This is a genomic window from Propionigenium maris DSM 9537 (assembly GCF_027925155.1).
Lineage (GTDB): Bacteria > Fusobacteriota > Fusobacteriia > Fusobacteriales > Fusobacteriaceae > Propionigenium > Propionigenium maris.
On record NZ_BSDY01000002.1, the window covers coordinates 207,434 to 226,934 of the forward strand.

General features: G+C 35.4%; 17 protein-coding genes and 1 tRNA gene. 1 reads left to right on the plus strand and 17 read right to left on the minus strand.

Features of this window, described 5'->3' with window-relative positions; genetic code table 11:
• Window positions 1-75: 75 nt before the first annotated feature.
• Window positions 76-291, minus strand: a complete 216-nt coding sequence (locus tag QMG11_RS02780; RefSeq protein ID WP_281833283.1) for a hypothetical protein — start codon at window positions 289-291, stop codon at window positions 76-78.
• Window positions 292-556: 265 nt separating this feature from the next.
• Between QMG11_RS02780 and QMG11_RS02785 the strand changes: the two genes are divergently transcribed.
• A tRNA-Leu gene (locus QMG11_RS02785) sits at window positions 557-643 on the plus strand.
• Between the two features lie 167 nt (window positions 644-810).
• Here QMG11_RS02785 and QMG11_RS02790 read toward each other — a convergent pair.
• From QMG11_RS02790 to saoB, 16 genes are all read right to left on the minus strand, one after another.
• Entirely contained in the window at window positions 811-2,121 is a 1,311-nt protein-coding gene (locus tag QMG11_RS02790) for a sulfurtransferase (RefSeq protein ID WP_281833284.1), read from the minus strand.
• Between the two features lie 137 nt (window positions 2,122-2,258).
• Entirely contained in the window at window positions 2,259-3,506 is a 1,248-nt protein-coding gene (locus tag QMG11_RS02795) for an MFS transporter (protein ID WP_281833285.1), read from the minus strand.
• A 2-nt stretch (window positions 3,507-3,508) separates the two neighbouring features.
• Window positions 3,509-4,672 carry a trans-sulfuration enzyme family protein gene (locus QMG11_RS02800; RefSeq protein WP_281833286.1) on the minus strand — a complete coding sequence of 388 codons (1,164 nt, stop codon included), beginning with the start codon at window positions 4,670-4,672 and terminating at the stop codon, window positions 3,509-3,511.
• Between the two features lie 128 nt (window positions 4,673-4,800).
• On the minus strand, window positions 4,801-5,460 hold the full coding sequence (locus tag QMG11_RS02805) for a LytTR family transcriptional regulator DNA-binding domain-containing protein (RefSeq protein ID WP_281833287.1): 660 nt from the start codon (window positions 5,458-5,460) through the stop codon (window positions 4,801-4,803).
• Window positions 5,460-7,043, minus strand: coding sequence for a hypothetical protein (locus QMG11_RS02810; protein ID WP_281833288.1), 1,584 nt, complete (start codon window positions 7,041-7,043; stop codon window positions 5,460-5,462). Before QMG11_RS02810 ends, QMG11_RS02805 begins: the two co-directional genes overlap by 1 nt.
• Before the next feature lie 887 nt (window positions 7,044-7,930).
• A complete protein-coding gene (locus tag QMG11_RS02815) occupies window positions 7,931-9,595 on the minus strand; it encodes an ABC transporter permease (RefSeq protein WP_281833289.1) in 1,665 nt (554 codons plus the stop codon).
• A 4-nt stretch (window positions 9,596-9,599) separates the two neighbouring features.
• The gene (locus QMG11_RS02820; protein WP_281833290.1) at window positions 9,600-10,655 is read right to left on the minus strand and encodes an ABC transporter ATP-binding protein; all 1,056 of its coding nucleotides are present in this window, start codon (window positions 10,653-10,655) and stop codon (window positions 9,600-9,602) included.
• A gap of 47 nt (window positions 10,656-10,702) precedes the next feature.
• On the minus strand, window positions 10,703-11,740 hold the full coding sequence (locus QMG11_RS02825; protein ID WP_281833292.1) for an extracellular solute-binding protein: 1,038 nt from the start codon (window positions 11,738-11,740) through the stop codon (window positions 10,703-10,705).
• A 514-nt stretch (window positions 11,741-12,254) separates the two neighbouring features.
• Window positions 12,255-13,121 (minus strand): sulfurtransferase, encoded by an 867-nt coding sequence (locus QMG11_RS02830; RefSeq protein ID WP_281833293.1) that lies wholly within the window; start codon window positions 13,119-13,121, stop codon window positions 12,255-12,257.
• An 83-nt stretch (window positions 13,122-13,204) separates the two neighbouring features.
• Window positions 13,205-14,740: a glutathione ABC transporter substrate-binding protein gene (locus QMG11_RS02835; protein WP_281833294.1), complete on the minus strand. Its 1,536-nt coding sequence runs from the start codon at window positions 14,738-14,740 to the stop codon at window positions 13,205-13,207.
• 45 nt (window positions 14,741-14,785) lie between these two features.
• Window positions 14,786-15,136 (minus strand): carboxymuconolactone decarboxylase family protein, encoded by a 351-nt coding sequence (locus QMG11_RS02840; protein WP_281833296.1) that lies wholly within the window; start codon window positions 15,134-15,136, stop codon window positions 14,786-14,788.
• A 24-nt stretch (window positions 15,137-15,160) separates the two neighbouring features.
• Complete coding sequence (locus tag QMG11_RS02845) at window positions 15,161-16,516, minus strand: Na+/H+ antiporter NhaC family protein (protein WP_281833297.1); 1,356 nt, start codon at window positions 16,514-16,516, stop codon at window positions 15,161-15,163.
• A 95-nt stretch (window positions 16,517-16,611) separates the two neighbouring features.
• Window positions 16,612-17,265, minus strand: coding sequence for a MerB-like organometallic lyase SaoL (gene saoL, locus QMG11_RS02850; protein ID WP_350297498.1), 654 nt, complete (start codon window positions 17,263-17,265; stop codon window positions 16,612-16,614).
• On the minus strand, window positions 17,266-18,015 hold the full coding sequence (gene saoA / locus QMG11_RS02855; protein ID WP_281833300.1) for an ABC transporter ATP-binding protein SaoA: 750 nt from the start codon (window positions 18,013-18,015) through the stop codon (window positions 17,266-17,268).
• Window positions 18,016-18,188: 173 nt separating this feature from the next.
• Complete coding sequence (locus QMG11_RS02860; RefSeq protein WP_496435097.1) at window positions 18,189-18,818, minus strand: ABC transporter permease subunit; 630 nt, start codon at window positions 18,816-18,818, stop codon at window positions 18,189-18,191.
• The gene (gene saoB / locus QMG11_RS20100; RefSeq protein WP_444980828.1) at window positions 18,767-19,501 is read right to left on the minus strand and encodes an ABC transporter substrate-binding (seleno)protein SaoB; all 735 of its coding nucleotides are present in this window, start codon (window positions 19,499-19,501) and stop codon (window positions 18,767-18,769) included. The genes QMG11_RS02860 and saoB overlap by 52 nt, the downstream gene beginning before the upstream one ends.

The window sequence follows — 19,501 nt, forward strand, 5'->3', positions numbered from 1 at the left end:
AATTTTATGTAACGGGACTAATCCCTTTTCATTCCTAGCTGCACCCCTGCTCTCTTCCTCTTTATAAATTAATCTCTATTTCCTTTTCTCATAGCTGCTGCATATCTTGCTTTCAGGTGTTAGCAGGAGGTTGCTTCTAGTGCACCTTACCCTTGGTATAGCCCTCTCCTGAAACATATTATAGCTGATGCTTAGGAGAGCCTCCACATGGATGCACTCCCTCTCTACACACTCATAGTATTTTTCTATCTCTCTTCTCTCCTCTTCACGAGGTATTCTAAGTTCCGCCATCTTCCACTCCCTTCCTAACTTTCCTTCCAATAAATTTAACATACTTTTTGAAAACTAGCCACAAAATTCATTGAATTTTCCACAAATATAACCCAGCCTCTTACTTTTTTAACACCTTTAAGCCTTCAATAACAGTGGTATCCAGAGATCTTTTCCTCGTTTTTTCATACATTTTTAACACTTTTGTCCGCCAGTGGTTTTTTTTGGTTTTTTTTGTATTTTTTTCTTTACAAACCCCTATCTCTATGATATCATTATCCTTGTCGCGTGGGTGGCGGAATGGTAGACGCGCAAGGTTGAGGGCCTTGTCGGGGTTTTCCCGGTGGGGGTTCAAGTCCCCCTCCACGCACCAGACTAGAATTACAAAGAGAGACTATTCTCTCTTTTTTTATTTTTTGAAAGTTAACTATATCAAAGTAAAAAGCTTTCATGAAATATATATAGCTGCATCTATACCCTATATTTTAATTGCACAAAAAGACACTCCTAAGAGTGTCTAAATTTAATAAGAATTATATTTTATTCCCCAACTTCAAAAGGGTTTTCTGGATTTGCTGACCAGCCCATCCACCCATCTGAATATAAGCTTGTATTCTCAAATCCCATTACCTGAGAATAGATTAATACCTCCGCCGCTCTCCAACCAGAACCACAGAAGAAAGCAACTTCTTTATCTGCATCTAAATCTAGGTTGAGATTTTTCCACATCTCCACTATAAGATAGCCATTTTTCATAGTATCATCTGGATTCCGATAGTCCTCTAGTGTCACTGAACTTGTACCTGCTCTCCCCCAAATAGCTCCCTTAGGTCTACCTTTTTTATGAAAATAAGTGTAACCTGATTCCAGTCCATTATGTTCATTCCACGATCTGATATCTACAAGTTGAAAGTTGTTATTGTTCTCAACATTTTCTAAAGCTTCCTCCACTGTTAAAACCATTGAATTATTTACAACAGTTTCTATCCCTATATCTGTTAAGTGAACTTTTTTATTGATTCCCTTTTCAGTGGGATATCTTTCTCTTTTCCAGGCTTTAAACCCACCATTTAGAACTCTTACATCTTTTATCCCGATATATTTTAATATAGCAGCTATCCTATAAGAAGCCATAACATTATCACCATAAAGAACTATAGTTACATCTCTATGAATGCCATTGTTTTTAGAAAATTCTATTAATTCTTCATCTGAATTTAACGTCCATTCTGGTGCTGATTCTACCTCATCAGTATTTATATGAACTGAAGTAGGGATATGATTTGCTATATAGAACGCTGAATCTTTTAAGTTTCCCCAAGAAGTTTCAAAAATTTTAAACCTTCCACCACTATAGGTTTCTGGACTATTACCGTCAATTAAATCCTTAACCCACCATGCAGGAACTAAAAGCTGATAATTAGGATATGAGTTCATCTCTAAGCTTTCTATTACCTTATTATTTAAATTATAATAATATATTTTTTTAAACCCTTTATTCTTGAGATATTTTGCAACCTCCATATAATCTTTTTGATTTGAGTCATATAAAATGATATTTTTTTCCTTGCTAATTCCTCTCTCGTTCATATTACTTTTTATAAGGGTTTCTTTTTCAGAAGTCCAAGTATAGGAAAAATCTTTCGCTCCCTTTATATGTCCTCCTTTTTTTAATCCATCCATCTTCCAACCATTATATGCATCACTTAGTCTTGCATCTAAGACAATCCATTCTTTAGATTTTAATTTTGATAAAACAAAGTCAGTATCTACTTGATTTAAATTACCATCTGAAAAACTTGAAACTTTCTTAATAAAAAACATAGATATCAAAAATAATTTTTTTATCATTCTGCTCTCCTTTTAAGTATTTGTTGCTGTTAACAAAGAAAGACAAAAAACTTCCCTCGATTACTGAAAGATACTAAAGTCTTAAAGAAATCGAGGGAAAGATCAAAACATACTCAAAAATATTTTTACCACTTCTATTAAGAAGGTGATTGCACCAGAATTTCTGCCTTCTTTTCCTTGCTGACAATTTTTAATAGAGAATAAGCTGATACAATCCCTAAGAGACTACAGGCCAAAGATAAAGAGAAAACATACTTATATGCTAGGTTTCCATAAGTATCCAACCAACCTCCTACTAATGTATAATAAAATGCGTCTGGAAGAAATCCAATTACAGAAACAAAACCAACAACTATTCCTGTCATATTCATAGGGATATTAGATTCATCTACCGTTGCAAAGTATATTCCTCTAAATGCAAACATAAGAATTGTCATCACCAGCATATTTACAAGAGCTACATATACTAAAGAGGGATTTCCAGGGGTAACTAGGAAAACAGCTTGAGTTATAGCTACTAATATAAATCCTACAAATATACATCTAGTAGATGAGCCAATCTTATCTGCTAAAACACCTGCCACAGGAGAGGCTATAAATTTTATAATGTATGTTCTAAAGATAGCCGTAATGGAAACTAAAGACATCGACATTTTAAACACTTCAGTCATGTATGGATTTAAGTATGTCAAACTGGAAAAAACCATGTATGTTGAAAAAATGATTCCACCAATCAGCCACGCTTTTGGCATCTTTAAAGCTTTTAACAAGCTTGAAAATTTAACTTGATCCTTTGATTCTACCTCTCTTTCTTCAATTACCATGTAAAGAATTACACCAATTATCATTGAGGTAACAGAGTACATCACTGTAGCTGCTTTAAACCCTTTTACTACATCTGGAAAGCTTGAGAAGAAGTACAGTCCTAAAAATGAAAGCACTGTACCTGCTGCTCCTCCAGCTCCCTCATAAAGACCAAATACTCTACCTTGCTCGGAGCTATCTCCTAGCATTCTTACTAACTTAATGATAGAAGCCCAGTAAGTTAGTATCGTTGTTATTCCAAATAAGAAGAATATTAAACAAAGAGTCGTGTAACTTGGAGCCATCGACATCCATATTCCTAAAGCTCCACTTGAGACAAGGGAAAAAAGTACAAGCTTTTTTGCAGAGTACTTATCTGCTATCAATCCTCCAGGAAAATATGACAGTGTTGCAACTATTCCATATATACTCAATGTATTCCCCAGCTGTTTATGGGAGAGGTTTAAAGCCTCTCTCATAGGATCATAGAATACAGACTTCATATATGGCAAACTATACATAGCAGTCGTTCCAAACCCAATTAAAAATATAATTAAAATCTTCTTTAATCTCTCATTCACTCCTATTTCACCTCTTCACTTGTTTTATCTAAAGCATTTTTTAAATCTTCAATCAAATCTTCTGAATTCTCTAATCCAGCTGCTATCCTTACGAGTCCATTATCATATAATGAAATTAATGTATGTCCTTCTCCAAGGCTAGTGGCTATTGTTATAAGTTTTAAGTTGTTCATAATTTTTTTGGTCTTAACTACTCTATCCTCGTCACTGGTTAATTTCTTTAAGGTAAATGAGAGCACCCCACCCCCAAGTCCATTCATTTGTTTCTGACATAACTCATAATCTGGACTTGATTTTATCCCGGGATAATTAACGGTTTCTATTAAAGGATTATTTTCTAAAAATTCAGCTATTGCCAAGGCATTTTTACAATGTCTTTCAACCCTCATATCTAGAGTTCTTAATCCTCTTAAAATCAACCAAGCATTCATCGGGGTTAAACAAGCTCCTGTGAAACAAGGCATCGATGGCCACTTTATTTTATTGATTAATTCTCTGCTACCTAAAACAGCCCCTCCAATTGCATCACCATGTCCATTCATAAATTTAGTCAAACTTTGAATAACTAAATCTGCCCCAAGTTTTGTCGGGTATTGAATAGGAGTTGGTGCAAAGGTAGAATCAACAACAAAAATAAAATCCTTTATCTCTTTTAATTTTGATATTTTTTCTATATCAACTACCCTTAATGATGGATTTAGAGGAGACTCTACATAGACTATTTTTGTATTGTGTTTTAAATTCTTTTCTACATTTTTATAGTCGGTAGCATCTACAAATGTAACTTCAACTCCAAAGTTCATTAGACATTCTTTTAGAAATAAAGTGGTATGCGAGAATATCCCATTGGCACAAATTATATGGTCTCCACTTTTTAATTGACTAAAAAACATCGATGTAACCGCTCCCATACCAGAAGATGTAACTAATCCTGCTTCACACCCCTCTATGAGAGCAAGAGTTGCTGCAAGTTCATCTGTTGTTGGATTTGATTCTCTGGCATAAACATGTCCCCAGTTATAGCATAAATCTTCAAAATGCTCTTGAGATGTGGCTCCATAGGTTGCCGTCTGATAGATAGGTGAAGCTAAAGATCTTGTCTCACTATCTGGTTTGTGACAACCATGAGCGAGTCTTGTTTCCAGGTTCGCTTCCTTAATAAACATATAATCACCTTTCAAATTTTATTTTTATTACATAAGATGATTATATTTTATTTATAGATTTTCGGTTCTACTTTGGATCACAAAGCTCTTTTTTTACATCAAAAAGTAAAGATTATTCCTCAAAACCTTTATAGTCTATATAAGTGCTCAAAATGGTTTTCAGATATTTTTTTTAAAATATTCTTTCCCAAATATACTTTTTGACCACTATTAGTTTCCACATACTCTTCCTTATAATTAATTTCTTTTATTTTTTGGATGTTCAGTATGATCCCTCTTTCCACTCTTATAAAGTGGAAATTTTTGATAAAATTCTCTATCTCTGTAAGAGATCTTCTAAGAAAATATGACTTTCCACAAACAGTAGCAGAGGACTTTTTTAGTGTTCTATTATATGAAAAATATTCTATATCTTCTAAAGGAGTTACTACTTCTTTAAAGCTGTCGGATAAAACGATCTTATCTCTATAGTTTAATTTGTTTTTTTCTGTAAATTCATCTATAAAGTTATCTAAAAATACATACTCTTCCCTCATATGAAAAGATAACTTTTTTATATCTCCTTCACACTTTTTGTAGAATTTTGTGTCTATTCTATCTGAAAATATATAGATTTTTTTTATCTTTTTTAAGTTTATGCATTCAGCAGAAAATATGCTGTTATCTGTTATTAAAAAACTACCTTCCAACACCTCGTCGCTCAAATCTGATATTTGCTCAATATTCAAAGAAAGAGTTTTCTTTAAAAGATAGAAAAATAAATCATCTCCATAAAATAAGCTTTTCATTATTTTTCTCCCCCTTCCTCAGTATTTATTTTTTTTCTTATCATTCTTGCTACTTCCATTTTTTTATCAAAAGCATCTGTTTTCTCCATAATATTTAGCAGTTCTCTTGTATAAAAAATATCTTTTTCTAATTTCTCTATTTTTTCAGTTAATTTCTTTTCTACATTCTTATAATGATTAATCTGAAGGTTTTTTAGAATGACATTCTCTAAAATTGGAGCAATATTTAAAATCAGCTTCTTAAAATTTCTTAATTTTTTTCTATACATGAGCAAACAGGGATCTTTAACGTACATATAACCTAAAAGATTATCTTTATTTTGAATTTTTATGCCTATATCATATTTTTTTCCTTGATATATAGGTGAAAACGTAATGAAAGGATGTTCTTCATATATCCTAGTATCATAATCTAGATCAAAAATTTCCATTTTAAACTCAATAAATCTGAATATTCTTGTAAATTCATCCTCTAAAAACAAACAAAAATTACTTAATGTTTCTATGCCTTTTAATCTTTTTAGAAATTTATCAAAATTTACTTCCTCTTGTTCTGAAAAAAATAAAATGATAAATGAAACTACTTCAACAAATATTATAATAGCTAGAAGTCCTGTAACATATCCTGTAAGAGTATTCTTTTTCACAAAATAACTTATAGTTAGAAACATTATAAAAACTCTTATTACATTAAAATTTGTTGTTTTAAAAAATTGATTATCTTCTGATAATTTAATATCTTCTAATTTCACATGAACAAACAGAATATTAATGATGAAATGTGCCATAAATTCAAAGTTCCCGTAAAGATTTAACTTATCATATACATATATATTAAATAAAAGTTGAATAAAGAACAGGAAACAATAATAGATTGATTCTATTTTTTTAATTTTATTTCTATTATAGAAAATTGAGGCAAAATTAAAGGTGAGTATCAAGCCTATAAAGCCATTTCTCAAATAATCAAAACATATGTGTAGTCCCCATCCTGAGAATATTAAGTTTTTATCAAAAAATATATTATAAAAATCTCTTATGGATAGTGAAAGTAGTATGGCTATACCTAATATTAAAACAAATATTACTACTTCTATTACTTTAGATTTTTTATTAAATGAATTTTCCCAAAAATATTTTATAAAACTAATACAACCGCACAAAGCAAAGACCCAGCTAAAAATTGTAAAAAGGATCTTACAACTATCAAAAGGTAAAATATAACTGAGAGTTTCTGAACCAACAGCCAGAGAAAAATATAATGAACCAACATATAAGCCCGCTTCTTTAAAGGTCCTGCGGAATAATATAGTCAGAAGAATAAGAAAGGCAAGATATCCACAACCTAAAAATAAGATGATATACCTTTTATAAACAAAGCTAAGTAAAATACTTGAATTTTCAGGAGCCACATCTACCTTTAGAAGATGAACTAAATCTAAAATTCTTGCGGTATCGGCATCCCCTGGTTTCACTGATAGATCCCCCATAAACTCCAATCCTACAAGAATAGTAACTACTAATGTTACTATCAGAGTAAAATCGTAGACATTATTTTTTTTTAATATTTCCATTAACTTCATTTAACAACCGCCCTTAAAAAATTTATTATCGTTATTTTTAATGTAATGTGTCTTTATACCTATCTTCATTTTAGATCCTAACCGAACTGTACTTTCTTAGTCGCACTTTTGAGTTTCTCCGTCAAAAGTACATCGCCTCTCCCACCTGCACTCTCTATATTTTTGCATAATAAAAATAACCCCAGTCGTCTACACTTTAAAACTAAATTGTGGTACGACAAAAAGCCATATAGACTATGGATATCACGATGCCATTAGCATCCTATTTTAAATTGATTAATTAAAGAATTTAATAAAATTAGAATTTAGAATTGAAAATGAAATTAAAATGGAATTTCTACTTAGAAGGGATAAAAGCACTTATTTATCGGGAATTCTTCTAAATCTATAATTCTAATGGGTATTTACTTCTTCCAGAAGTAAGATTTACAGATCAAAGTCATACTCTAAAAAACATGGTGTCTCCTCTCAGTTTAAATTTTATACATTACGATTAATAAATTAACACAAACCCATAATAGACGTCAATATATTTTTAAGGTTGATTTTTAAATTGCCTATAGGAAGCCTGGGATATTTGATAAAATTTAACACCCTGCCTCCCCTTTTATATTAACTATTCTATTTGAAAGTAAAAGCATGAAGCTTTGGTGGTCCATATAAAACTCTATCCACTCACCACACTTAGCTTCCACTAATGAAAGATAACAATTTTATTTTCTCCACCCCCAAAAGGCACTCCTAGGAGCGCCTAAAACCTATGAAATCTATATTGATTTTGCTATTTTTTAAATCTTTTATCTACCTTAACAATCCAGTTCGCAAGAATCCGTACTAAAGTCACCCAGGAATAAATTCCATATCTTCATTGCCTTTATTACCTCACACTAATATCTCCTCTTTAGAATATTTACAATAAAGCTTAAAACAAGGATAAAGCATATTGCCAACACCCCGTAAGCCATGGCCAACCCTATCTCGTATTCAAATACAGCATTTACCATAGCCACAGAAATTGGCTTATTGGATACTGTATAAAGATAGGCTGAACTTGTGTAATCTCCTATACACCTGACAAACCCCAGAAGAAACCCTGAAATGATTCCTGGCATAATAATGGGAAGGGTTATTTTTCTGAAGGTATAGACCCAGGAAGCTCCCAAGCTTTTAGAGGCTTCTTCATAGGTTGTATTCAAGCTGTACATGGAGATATTAACACTTCTGAGGATGAGGGGTAATATCCCTATAAAGTAGGAGAGGGGCAATAAAATATAGGACCCCACAAGAACCTTATTAAAGGAAAGAACACTTGGTTTATTAAATATATTGATGAGGTTAATGGCTATGGCACTTGCCGGAAGTGCCCACGGTAACATGGTTAAAACTTCAATGAGAACTCTCAATTTATTTTTTGTCTTAACAATTATATAGGAGCATGGAACAGCTAAAACAACACCCATAGCTCCAGCAAGAGCAGACATATTTACGCTGTTTATAATTGGTTTTAGTAAACTTGGCCTTGTAAATATCTTAATATAGTTGTCCAGAGAAAAATCCCTGGGAAAGATTTCAACCATCCATGTTCCAGGTTTAACAAATGACAGTATAAAAATAGTTATTACTGGAAGTAGTATAAATAAAATTAGAATACTTGTAAATGTTATAAAAATAAACTTTAACAGTGGGATTTCTATAGAAACCTCCTTCATTGAAGTTCCCTTTACCTGCGATGGAAAGCTGCTTTTTTTCTCATAATATCTGCATACTAAAAGAAAGGTGAGGGCTGCCAGCATTAAAAGAACAACCTGAACAGATGCCCCTTCCAGGTTATTGTTTGATTTGGCAAAGAGTATTTGAGTTGTCAGAACTCTGAATCTGTCTCCGATCAAGCTCGGTGCTGAGAAGGATCCAATACCAGTTATAAATGTTATTATGCTGGATGCAATCAGTGCCGGCTTAATAAACGGAAAAATAATAGAGGCAAAGATCTGATAGTTTTTAGCCCCTAAATTTTTAGCTGCTTCTATGGTGGAATAGTCTATGTGTTTAATAGCTATGGAAACATTCATATAAAAATAAATATACTGTGTATAAGCATGAACAAATAAAATCCCCCAAAACCCGGTAAATCTAAAGGGTATATCGGTAAGATTAAAAAATTTTTCAATGGATTTGGTTATAATACCGCTTTCACCATATAGCTGTATAAAGGCGATAACTATAATAACTCCTGGAACCATAACTGGAATTAGCAGGAGTTTATTGACCATACCCTTATAGGGAAAATCAAAGTAACCTATTAAAAAAGCCAGCAAGGTGCCAATAACTCCGCAGGTAATAACAGTGGAAAACCCAAGTAAAATTGTATTTGCAAGAGTGGCAACACTTGCCTTAACTGAAAAAAAGTTTTTATAGTGCAAAAGAGTACGTTTGCCCCCCTCTGAAAAACTCAGATTAAATGTTTTTAGAGCAGGGATCAGTATATATCCTGTTAGAAGTATTAAAAGAACAAATCCCGTTAAATTTTCATATCTTTTCTTTGAATCAACCATACACCTACTCCTTTAAAAGCCTTACAGAGTTTTTTGGAATTTCAATATAGACTTCTTGAAGGGGAAAAAACTTATCATTTTCCTCTAAACTATTAACTGAAGTCACCGTTACTTCAATATTTTTGACCTTAACAAGGTAATTGATAATATTCCCATTAAACTGAACCCTTTCAATGATCCCCTTAAACTCATTTACTCTTCCCGATGATCTTGCCTTTATCCCTATATGTTCAGGCCGTATTGAAGCAAACAATTTATTGGAGGGATCCTGCTCCGTATCTAGTTTAGTCTCCTCATCTATATATATACACCTAGGAGCATCGGATACACTATCTATCTTAAAAAGGTTGGTTTCTCCTATAAAATTAGCAACAAAGGAGTTTTTGGGGTTTGAATAAATTTCACTGGGGGTCCCCACCTGAACGCAGCTTCCTCTGTTAAAGACAGCTATTTTATGGGACATGGTGAGAGCTTCCTCCTGGTCGTGGGTAACAAATATAGTTGTTATTCCAAGTTTTTGTTGCAGCAACTTGATGTCGTTTCTCATCTTTATTCTGAGTTTAGCATCTAGATTACATAGGGGTTCATCCAGAAGCAGAATTTTAGGTTCAGTTACCAACGACCTGGCAAGAGCAACCCTCTGCTGTTCTCCCCCCGATAATTCAGATATTTTTCTGTCCTCATAGCCATTTAAGCTAACTAGCTCCAGATATTTTTCCACCCTTTTATCGATATCTTGCTTAGAAAACCTTTTAATTTTCAGGCCGTAAGCAACATTTTCATAGACAGTCATATGGGGAAATAGAGCATAGTTTTGAAATACCATTCCTATATCTCTCTTTTCAGGACTTACATTGGTTATATCTCTCTCCCCTAAAAAGATTTTTCCCTCATCCACTTTTAAAAATCCAGAGATAGCTCTGAGGATAGTGGTTTTACCGCAGCCAGAAGGCCCTAAAAATGTAAACAAACTCCCCTTCTCTATATTTAGGTTTATATCTTCAACAGCGGTATTCCCACCGAATTTTTTTGTCAATTTTTTTATTATTACATCTTCCATCCTCTGCTCCTTTATACAGCTTTATACAAAAAAAGGGCTGCAGCCCTTTAATTGTAACCTTTAATCTCAGAATCCCATTTTCGCATCCACTGAGATTGCTTTTCCGATAACACCTTCCAGTCAACATCCATAACCTTATACTCAATCTCCTTCATCCACTGAGGCGATTCTTCAATTGCACTATTTAAAGTCGGCATACGGTTAAATTCAGTTGCAAGTTTAGACTGGATTTTTTTGCTTCCAGCAAACTCCAGGAATTTTTTTGCAGCATTTGGGTGTTTTGAGTTTTTTATCACTCCAATGGCATCTGTAATTACAGGGGATCCGCTTTCAGCATCTATTATCTCAAGGGGCAGACCATTATCCCTATTGGCAATAACAGAGCTTAAAACAGCAAAACTTATAGAAGCTTCCTTTCTTCCAACAGCCTGAAATTGTAGCGATCCGCTTCCATAGTATTTTTTAGTGTTCCTATCTAAGGATTTCATAAACTCCCAACCATCAGATATTCTACCTTCCTTATCATATTGGTATAGCAGGCTTGAGTATGTGGCTTTGGCAGAAGATGATCCTGCATCTCTAAATACCAGTTTATCTTCATATTCAGGCTTTATCAGTTCATACCAGTCCTTTGGAGCTTCCTCCTCACTGAGCATCTCACTGTTATAAAACATTACCACTGGTGTTTGGATTGTACCATACCACAGACCACCTTCATCCTTGAATAGAGGATTAAGCTCCTCCGACCACTCTGGATGTGTTTCTTCAAAAACACCCTTCTCAGCTAGGTCAATAAATAGTGATGAAGCACCACCATACATTACATCTGCCTGGGGAGCATCCTTTTCAGCCAGCACCCTGTCCGCCAATGCCCCCTTTAAGTTTATATACTCCACCTTTATTCCTGTTTCCCTTTCAAACTCCGAAACCACAACCTCCAATAAACTTTCTGCATGGGTAGAGTAAACAACCACTTTATCTTCCACTACCTTCTCCTTTGGTTTTTCTTCAGACTCCTTTGAACCACAAGCAGTTAAAGCTAATACCAGACCTGCAGCTAGCAATACACTTAACAGTTTTTTCATCTGTATCCTCCCCTTATTTTTTTATATTATAAAAACAATCATATAAACCTAAAATTCAAAGAATTTTTTAATCACTGTACGACAAAAAGCCATATATGGACTATGGATATCACGATGCCATTAGCATCCTATTTGAAATTTAATAACTAAAGAATTTTAAAAAATTAGAATTTAGAATTGAAAATGAAATTAAAATGGAATTTCTACTTAGAAGGGATAAAAACACTTATTTATCGGGAATTCTTCTAAATCTATAATTCTAACGGGTATTTACTTCTTCCAGAAGTAAGATTTACAGATCAAAGTCATACTCTAAAAAACATGGTCTCTCCTTTCAGTTTAAATTTTATACATTACGATTAATAATTTAACATAAATCCATAATAAACGTCAATATATTTTTAAGGTTAGTTTTAGATACCTCTAAAGACCTTAATGTCTAAGTGAAGTGCTGTCACCTATATCTTTACAACGCAAAAAAGACACTCCTAAGAGTGCCTAATTTTATCGAAGGTTACTTTTCTACAGAAAGCTCCTCTCTTCCTGCCCATTCTGCAAATCCTGCATCGTAATTCATAACTTTATAACCTGCATTTCCTATAACATAAGCTGCCATTGCTGCTCTAACTCCTGCTGTACAATATGTCACAACTGTATCATTCTTTGTTATGCCATTTTCTGAAAGCAGTTTTTTAGTTTCTTCAGGTGATAAAAATATCCCATCCTCATCTCTAAATTTCAAGTAATCTATGTTAATACTCCCTGGAACATGTCCATCTCTCACCTCACCATAAATAGATTTTTTACTATATTCCTTGGAAGACCTGGTATCGATCACCTTATAGCTTTTTAAGTTCTCTACAAGATTATCTGTATCTATGACAATATCCCTGTTGATGGATTCAACTGTAAAATCTCCTCTTTTAACTTTCATCTTTTCCCTTGTGAGAGGGAGATTCTTTTCCTTCCATTGGTTTATACCTCCAGACAGGACATAAACTTCAGGAACTTTAGCAAGCTTTAAAGTCCACCAAATTCTGGTATCCTCTCCCCAACCTTTTGCATCACCATACACAACAACTGGTTTATCCTTCATAATTCCTAGATTCTGAAGTTTTTCAGTTAAAGAGTGAGCATCTAGATTTACAACACCCCAGCCCTTATCCCCATTTTTCCCAACCATGTTTGAAAGAGCTGTCCATGAAGTAAAAGTACTTCCAGGTATGTGCCCCTGTAGGTAAGATTTTTCTCCCCTTGCATCAATAACCGTATATTTATCTAAATTACTTTTCAACTCCTCGGAAGAGATTGTCTTTCCAAAAACAACTGTAAAGTTAATCACTAGTATTAAAAAAATCAATAAAACTTTATTTTTTTGCATCTATCTTCCCCCATATAATATTTATTTCATAAAAACTATAGTCTGTCTTACAGACAAATACATCTCAGTTTTTCTGTTTCTCTCTATTTTAGCTTCACCGGATAGAAGTCATGAAGAGTAACTGGATGAAGCTCAAGGCCTGTAAGGTCGCTCTGCATCCCCACTCCAAGAACTCTGTTATACAGCATAACATCTGGAGCATCCTCTACAATAAGCTTCTGTACCTCTTCATATATCTCCCCTCTCCTTGCTGGATCTATAGTTTCCTTACCCAGATCTAGGAGCTCATCAACTTTAGGATTTCCATAAAAAGATCTGTTACCAGGAGCTCCCTTGGCACTTGAATGATACATAGCATATAGTCCGTAATCTGCATCCCCAGTAACACATCCCCATGAACCCAGGAACATATCGTGCTTTCCATTGGCTGTATACTGCCAGAAGGTCCCTACCTCAAGGGATTCAATCTCTACCTCTATTCCTATCTCCCTCAGCTGAGCCTGAACGATCTCCGCTACCTGGGTATTGCTGTTCCCCTCAAAAATTGTAAGCTTTATCTTTGTTCCAGGAGCAACACCAGACCTTTCCATATATTCCCTGGCCTTTTTCAGGTCATACTCATAGGGAACTGTTTTATCTGTGAAACCAAATACTCCAGGAGCAATAGGTGAAGTGGCTACTTTTCCAGCACCATTCAGCACAACATCAATTAAAGCTTCCTTGTCTATGGCATAGTTGATAGCAAGCCTCAAATCCTTATTCTTAAAAAGCTCCTTATCATTGTTAAAACCAATATAGTTGTATGATATCGATGGCTTCTCCAGGAGGGTAAGATCCTCATTTTTAGCTACTGTCTCCTTATCCAATGCTCCGATTCCAAGGGCTATATCAGCTTCCTTAGTCTCAAGGGCTATAGTACGGCTAGATTCCTCTACAATACTTCTAAATATTAACCTTTTAAACTGCGCCCTGTCCTGAAAATAGTCATCATTTCTTTCTAAAGTGATCTTGTCCCCTGCATCCCAAGATGAGAATTTATATGGGCCAGTCCCCACAGGGTGGCTACCATAGTCTTCCCCCCACTTCTCTACAGCCTTTTTATTTACTATGGCAAGAGCAGGATGGGAAAGATGAGCCATAAGGGGACCGAAGGAATTGGTAGTAACTATCCTTACAGTATAATCATCTACAACCTCAACTTCCTTGATTGGAGGAAGAACAAAGGAGATCCTGGGAGACTTCATCATCCTCTCAAAGGAAAACCTTACATCCTCAGCTTTTAGCTCCTCTCCATTATGGAATTTAACTCCCTCCCTTAATTTAAACTCTACAGTTTTCGAGTCAATTTGCTTCCATGATTCAGCCAAACCTGGAACTATCTCCATCCTTCCATTGGCTTCTACAAGTCTTGAGTAGATCTGCTTATTGATTCTCAGTGAAAAACCATCATTTCCCTTATGGGGGTCCAAAGACTTCGCCTCTCCAGATTGGGCTACAATAAGGGTATCTCTTACTGGTTCAGTAGCAGCTACATCCTCTGTAGTCGTCTTTTTTCCTCCACATGCTGCAAGTATAAATAGTGTCAGTAATAAAATAACATTTTTCAGTAGTGTTTTCATTTTACTCCTCCCTATAGTTAATGCTCTCTCAGTTAACTACAATAATTATTGAAAATCTTTTTCAAATTCATCTATGGAATCTTTCAACAGTGTTACGCTATATGCAAATGTTCCTCCCCCTCCAAATGCCGTAGCAACCATTGCAGTTTCCATAAGCTCTTCCCTTGTAGCTCCTGCTTCCATAGCCTTATATGTATGAAAAACGATACAGTAGTCACACCTGCTGTATATCCCAATTGCCACACTGATCAACTCTTTAAACTTAACATCCAGCTCCTCTGCAGCATAGGATGTCCCTAGAAAGTTCATAAATGCCCCTACATGCTTCCCATTAGTTTTAGATACTTCCTTCATTCCTCCCATAAAAGAGTTAAGAATATTTCTTGGATTTTTCATTGTTATCCCCCTTTTCTTTATTATTTATTTTGTTCCTTCTGTTTCCCATACCCAAGGCTTTTCCCTTATAAGCTTGTCTGCAAAAGGTATAAAGATGGATATGATGGCAAAGATAGCCAGAAGCTGCTGATACCACAGAAGAGGCATCAACTGAAGTGGTGACACAGCTCCCTGGGTAAACCCAAGAAGGATAAGCATCTGGGCTCCATATGGTATCATCCCCTGTCCCACACATGAGAAGATATCCAGTAGTGCAGCACTTTTTCTCGGGTCTACCTTATATTTTTGACACATCTTCTTAGCTATCGGGCCGTTGATGATAATAGCCACTGTGTTGTTTGCCACTGCTGCATCTGTAAGGGCCACTAGAGCACTTATACCTATCTGAGCCGACTTCTTCCCCTTTACATTCTTCTGTATCTTTTCCAGAAGCCACTGTACTCCTCCAGCCTCAGTTACCATAGCTGCCAGTCCCCCAGTTAGAAGGGATAGAAGGAAGATCTCATTCATGTTTGTGAACCCTCCATATATCTCACCACAGAGACCAAGTGTAGTGAAATCTCCATAGAACATTCCAATTGCTCCAGAAAGAATAATCCCTCCTGTAAGCACCACAAATACATTTACTCCAACTAAGGAAAGTCCAAGCACAAAGATGTAAGGTATAACCTTTATAAAGTTATAGTCATAAACCTGAAGCTCAGGAACTATCTCTGGTTTCCCCATAACCAGAAGTAGTAAAAGGGTTAGAGCTGCGGCTGGAGCGGCTATAAAGACATTCACTTTAAACTTATCCCTCATCTCAACACCCTGAGTTCTTGTAGCTGCTATTGTAGTATCCGATATAACCGATAGGTTGTCCCCAAACATGGATCCCCCCATTACTGCTGCAAGTACCAGCGGCAGTGAAAGTCCCCCCTTATCAGCAAGCCCCACTGCAATTGGAGCAACTGCTACTATTGAACCTACAGATGTTCCCGTAGCTGTAGCGATAAATGCCGATATCATAAATAGTCCCGGTGCGATATAATGTGCCGGTATATAGGTAAGACCAAGGTTAACTGTAGAATCTACTCCACCCATGGACTTGGATACCCCTGCAAAGGCTCCTGCCAGTAGGTAGATAATACACATTATTATTATGTCCTGGTTACCGCATCCCTTTACAAAGGTGTTGAATTTCTCTCCTATGCTCCCCTTGAATAAAAGAAAAGCCGCTATTATCCCTGCAAAAACTGCTACTGGTGCTGGTAACTGATAGAATGCCAGCTCCACTCCCTTAGACTGAAGAATTAATCCACTTCCCAGGTAAAGCCCTATAAATATCAGGAATGGTATCAATCCTTTAAAACTCCCCTTAATGTTTTTTCCGTATTCCACTTCTATTCCCCCTTTAAAAAGTCTCCCTGCCTATACAGGGAGACAATAAAATTAAACCAGTTTAGCTAATCCCTGAGTTAACTCCTCTATCATCTTTAAATTTCAAACAACAATTTACTCACCTTAAATGCATCCTTTACCGGAAGGGAGTATATCCCCTCTTGGATACCATTTCTCTCAATCCAGTTTTTTATTTCTTTCTTCCCCCGGAAGAAATTCATTATATTTCAGCAATCTCCAGCCCAGTTGGTATGATTGTTTAGGTCCACATGAAGGATGTGCAGATCCTCGGGAAAATATGAAACCAAATTTCCATTGGATAACTTTAAATTGATATCTTCTCCCGTTTCACAGCATCTGGAATTAATCTCAACATCCTGATGAAAAGTAAAGTGGGTTCCTATTGAATCTATTGCACACATGGAATAAAATTCTTTTCCGTCCCTTCTTTTTACCCTATGGGGTGTAGGCAAGGCTGAAACAGGATATATAAATTTAACATCATCATCAGCTACAAATACTCCTCTTTTCTGCATCTCTATTAAAATATCATCTATATCTGGGTATTTATTTATTAATTTACTTTTTATATCCTTTAAAGAAGTTTTAGAAGCAATTACAGACTCCATAATAAAAAGCCTGATATTCTGATACCTGCTCTCTAAGTCCTTATATCTCCCCTCTAAATACAGCTCCTCGCTGGTATAATCTTCAAATTCCAGCTCTAAAAATTCTTGTTTTGTATACATCTATACTCCTTTTAATGCTATTTCCAGCAGATTTTCAAGTTCTCTTTTATAATCTTTATACTCGTCAAATTCTCTGTTACGAGGCCTCTCCATCTCAACTTTAAAGTCTTTTATGATCTTCCCTCTGTTTTTAGACATTACTATTATCCTGTCGCTGAGGTAGAGGGCTTCCTCCACATCATGGGTGACCATTACAGTTGTAATTTTGGTTTCCTGCCATAGTTTTTCCAGCTGTACCTGTATAGACTTTCTCATCTGAAAATCTATTGCTCCCAGTGGTTCATCCAGGAGTAAAATTTTAGGATTCCCTGCCAAGGCCCTTACAAAAGCTGTCCTCTGCTTCATTCCCCCAGATAGTTCCTTGGGATACAGGTCTTCCTTCCCTTGAAGGTGGGCAATTTTAATTAATTTTTTCAGTCGCTTTTCCATCTCATCCCTTGCTAATTTTTGTTGCTTCATGGGGTAGAGTATATTTTCCTTAACTGTCATCCATGGGAAAAGTGCATAGTTTTGAAAAACAAATCCCTTTTTTGGAGATGGCTTGGTAACTATCTCATCATCTAACCTTATCTCACCAGAGGTGGGTTTTTGAAACCCTGCCATCATAGTCAGTAGGGTTGTTTTCCCGCACCCAGATGGTCCCAGTAAAGTTATAAATTCCCCCTTATTAAAGGAGATGTTTACATTTTGAAGTACTATATTTTCTTCACCCTTTGAAGAAAATATTTTAGATATATTTCTTATTTCCATTATATTTCCCTCCAGGAGGTTAGATGCTTATTTATCTGTAGAAGTCCTCTGTCTATTGTATAACCTACAACAGCAGCTAACATCATAAGAGCAATCAATCTCTCCGTCTGCATGTAAGCTTGAGCTTCTACCATTGAGTGACCGAACCCGGCACTTGTCGCTATGAACTCCGCTCAGATAACAGACATCCACCCTGTACTGATAGAGATCCTGGCTCCAGTCAGTATATCTGGAACAACAGCTGGAAGAGTGACATCTTTAAAGAGACTAAATCTGCTGGCACCCATACTTCTGGCTGCATTATAATAATCAGATGAAATTCCCTTTACTCCCTCTAATGTATTTAAGATAATTGGAAATACTCCTGAAAATGCTATTAAAAATAATGTCGGTCCATCTCCAATACCAAACCAGACGATAGTCAGGGGAACCCATGCCATAACTGGGATTTGACGTACTGCATCAATAATCCCTCCCATAGCCTTTTCAACTGCCCTGAAATATCCCATTAAAAAACCCAGGGGTAGGCCGAATAGGAGAGATAATAAAAAACCCTTCAATACACGGCCCATTGTAATTCCCATATTTTCCAATACTTCCAAATCCACTATGCACTTAAAAAATTCTTTAATTGTAATAACTGGCGAGGGAAGCAGTAGTTCATTGTGGTAGTATATAGACATTATCTGCCATACAGTTAAGATGCCAATAAATGCTATTGATCTATTGCATATATTTTTCATCTTACCTTTTATAGGATTTTGATCCTTTGAAACCTTGGTGTAGACACATGTTTCGGCCATTTTCCCTCCTTTAAATAAATTTTAACTTCTTTTTGGTATAATTTTTCATCATTTAATTCCTCAGCCACTTCATTATATTTTTCAATAAATTCTTTAAATTCTCTGGTTCCCATTACAGCTTTTCTCACTACCATATTATATGTAGTATAGTTCTCCCCGGCCTCTTCATAATCTCCCCTTATTGTAATTGCCTTAATGCCATCTAGTATAGCTGCATCGACTACACCTCTTTCTAGCAATACAGGAATAGAGTTAGCCTTTACAGGGTATTTTACGCTGTAATCTTTGATTAATTTTTTTTGATACTCCTTCCTTCCCTCATATGCAATGGTATCTAGATCCTTTTTATTTTTTACAACTATATCTGAATTTTTTATTACACTTCCCAAATTTTCAAATTCCTTATTTCCTCCAAATGAGTTCACAGCATCATCGCATAAAAATGCTATATCCAGTACATCGCTACTCAGTGCCCACTGAGTTGTGGAACTTCAGCAATCCTGCAGTTCATACTCTCCAACTACTGTTTGAAGTTCAATATTTTTATGGAGAAGCCTGCTGACCAGAAGGCCAGTTGTATCTTTACCACTGGCGATCCTTAGTGGTTTTTCCATTCTTTTTTCCCTAGGCAGGATAAAGGCTACCATAAGCAATATGATGAGAAAGACACTAAGGTTTTTCAT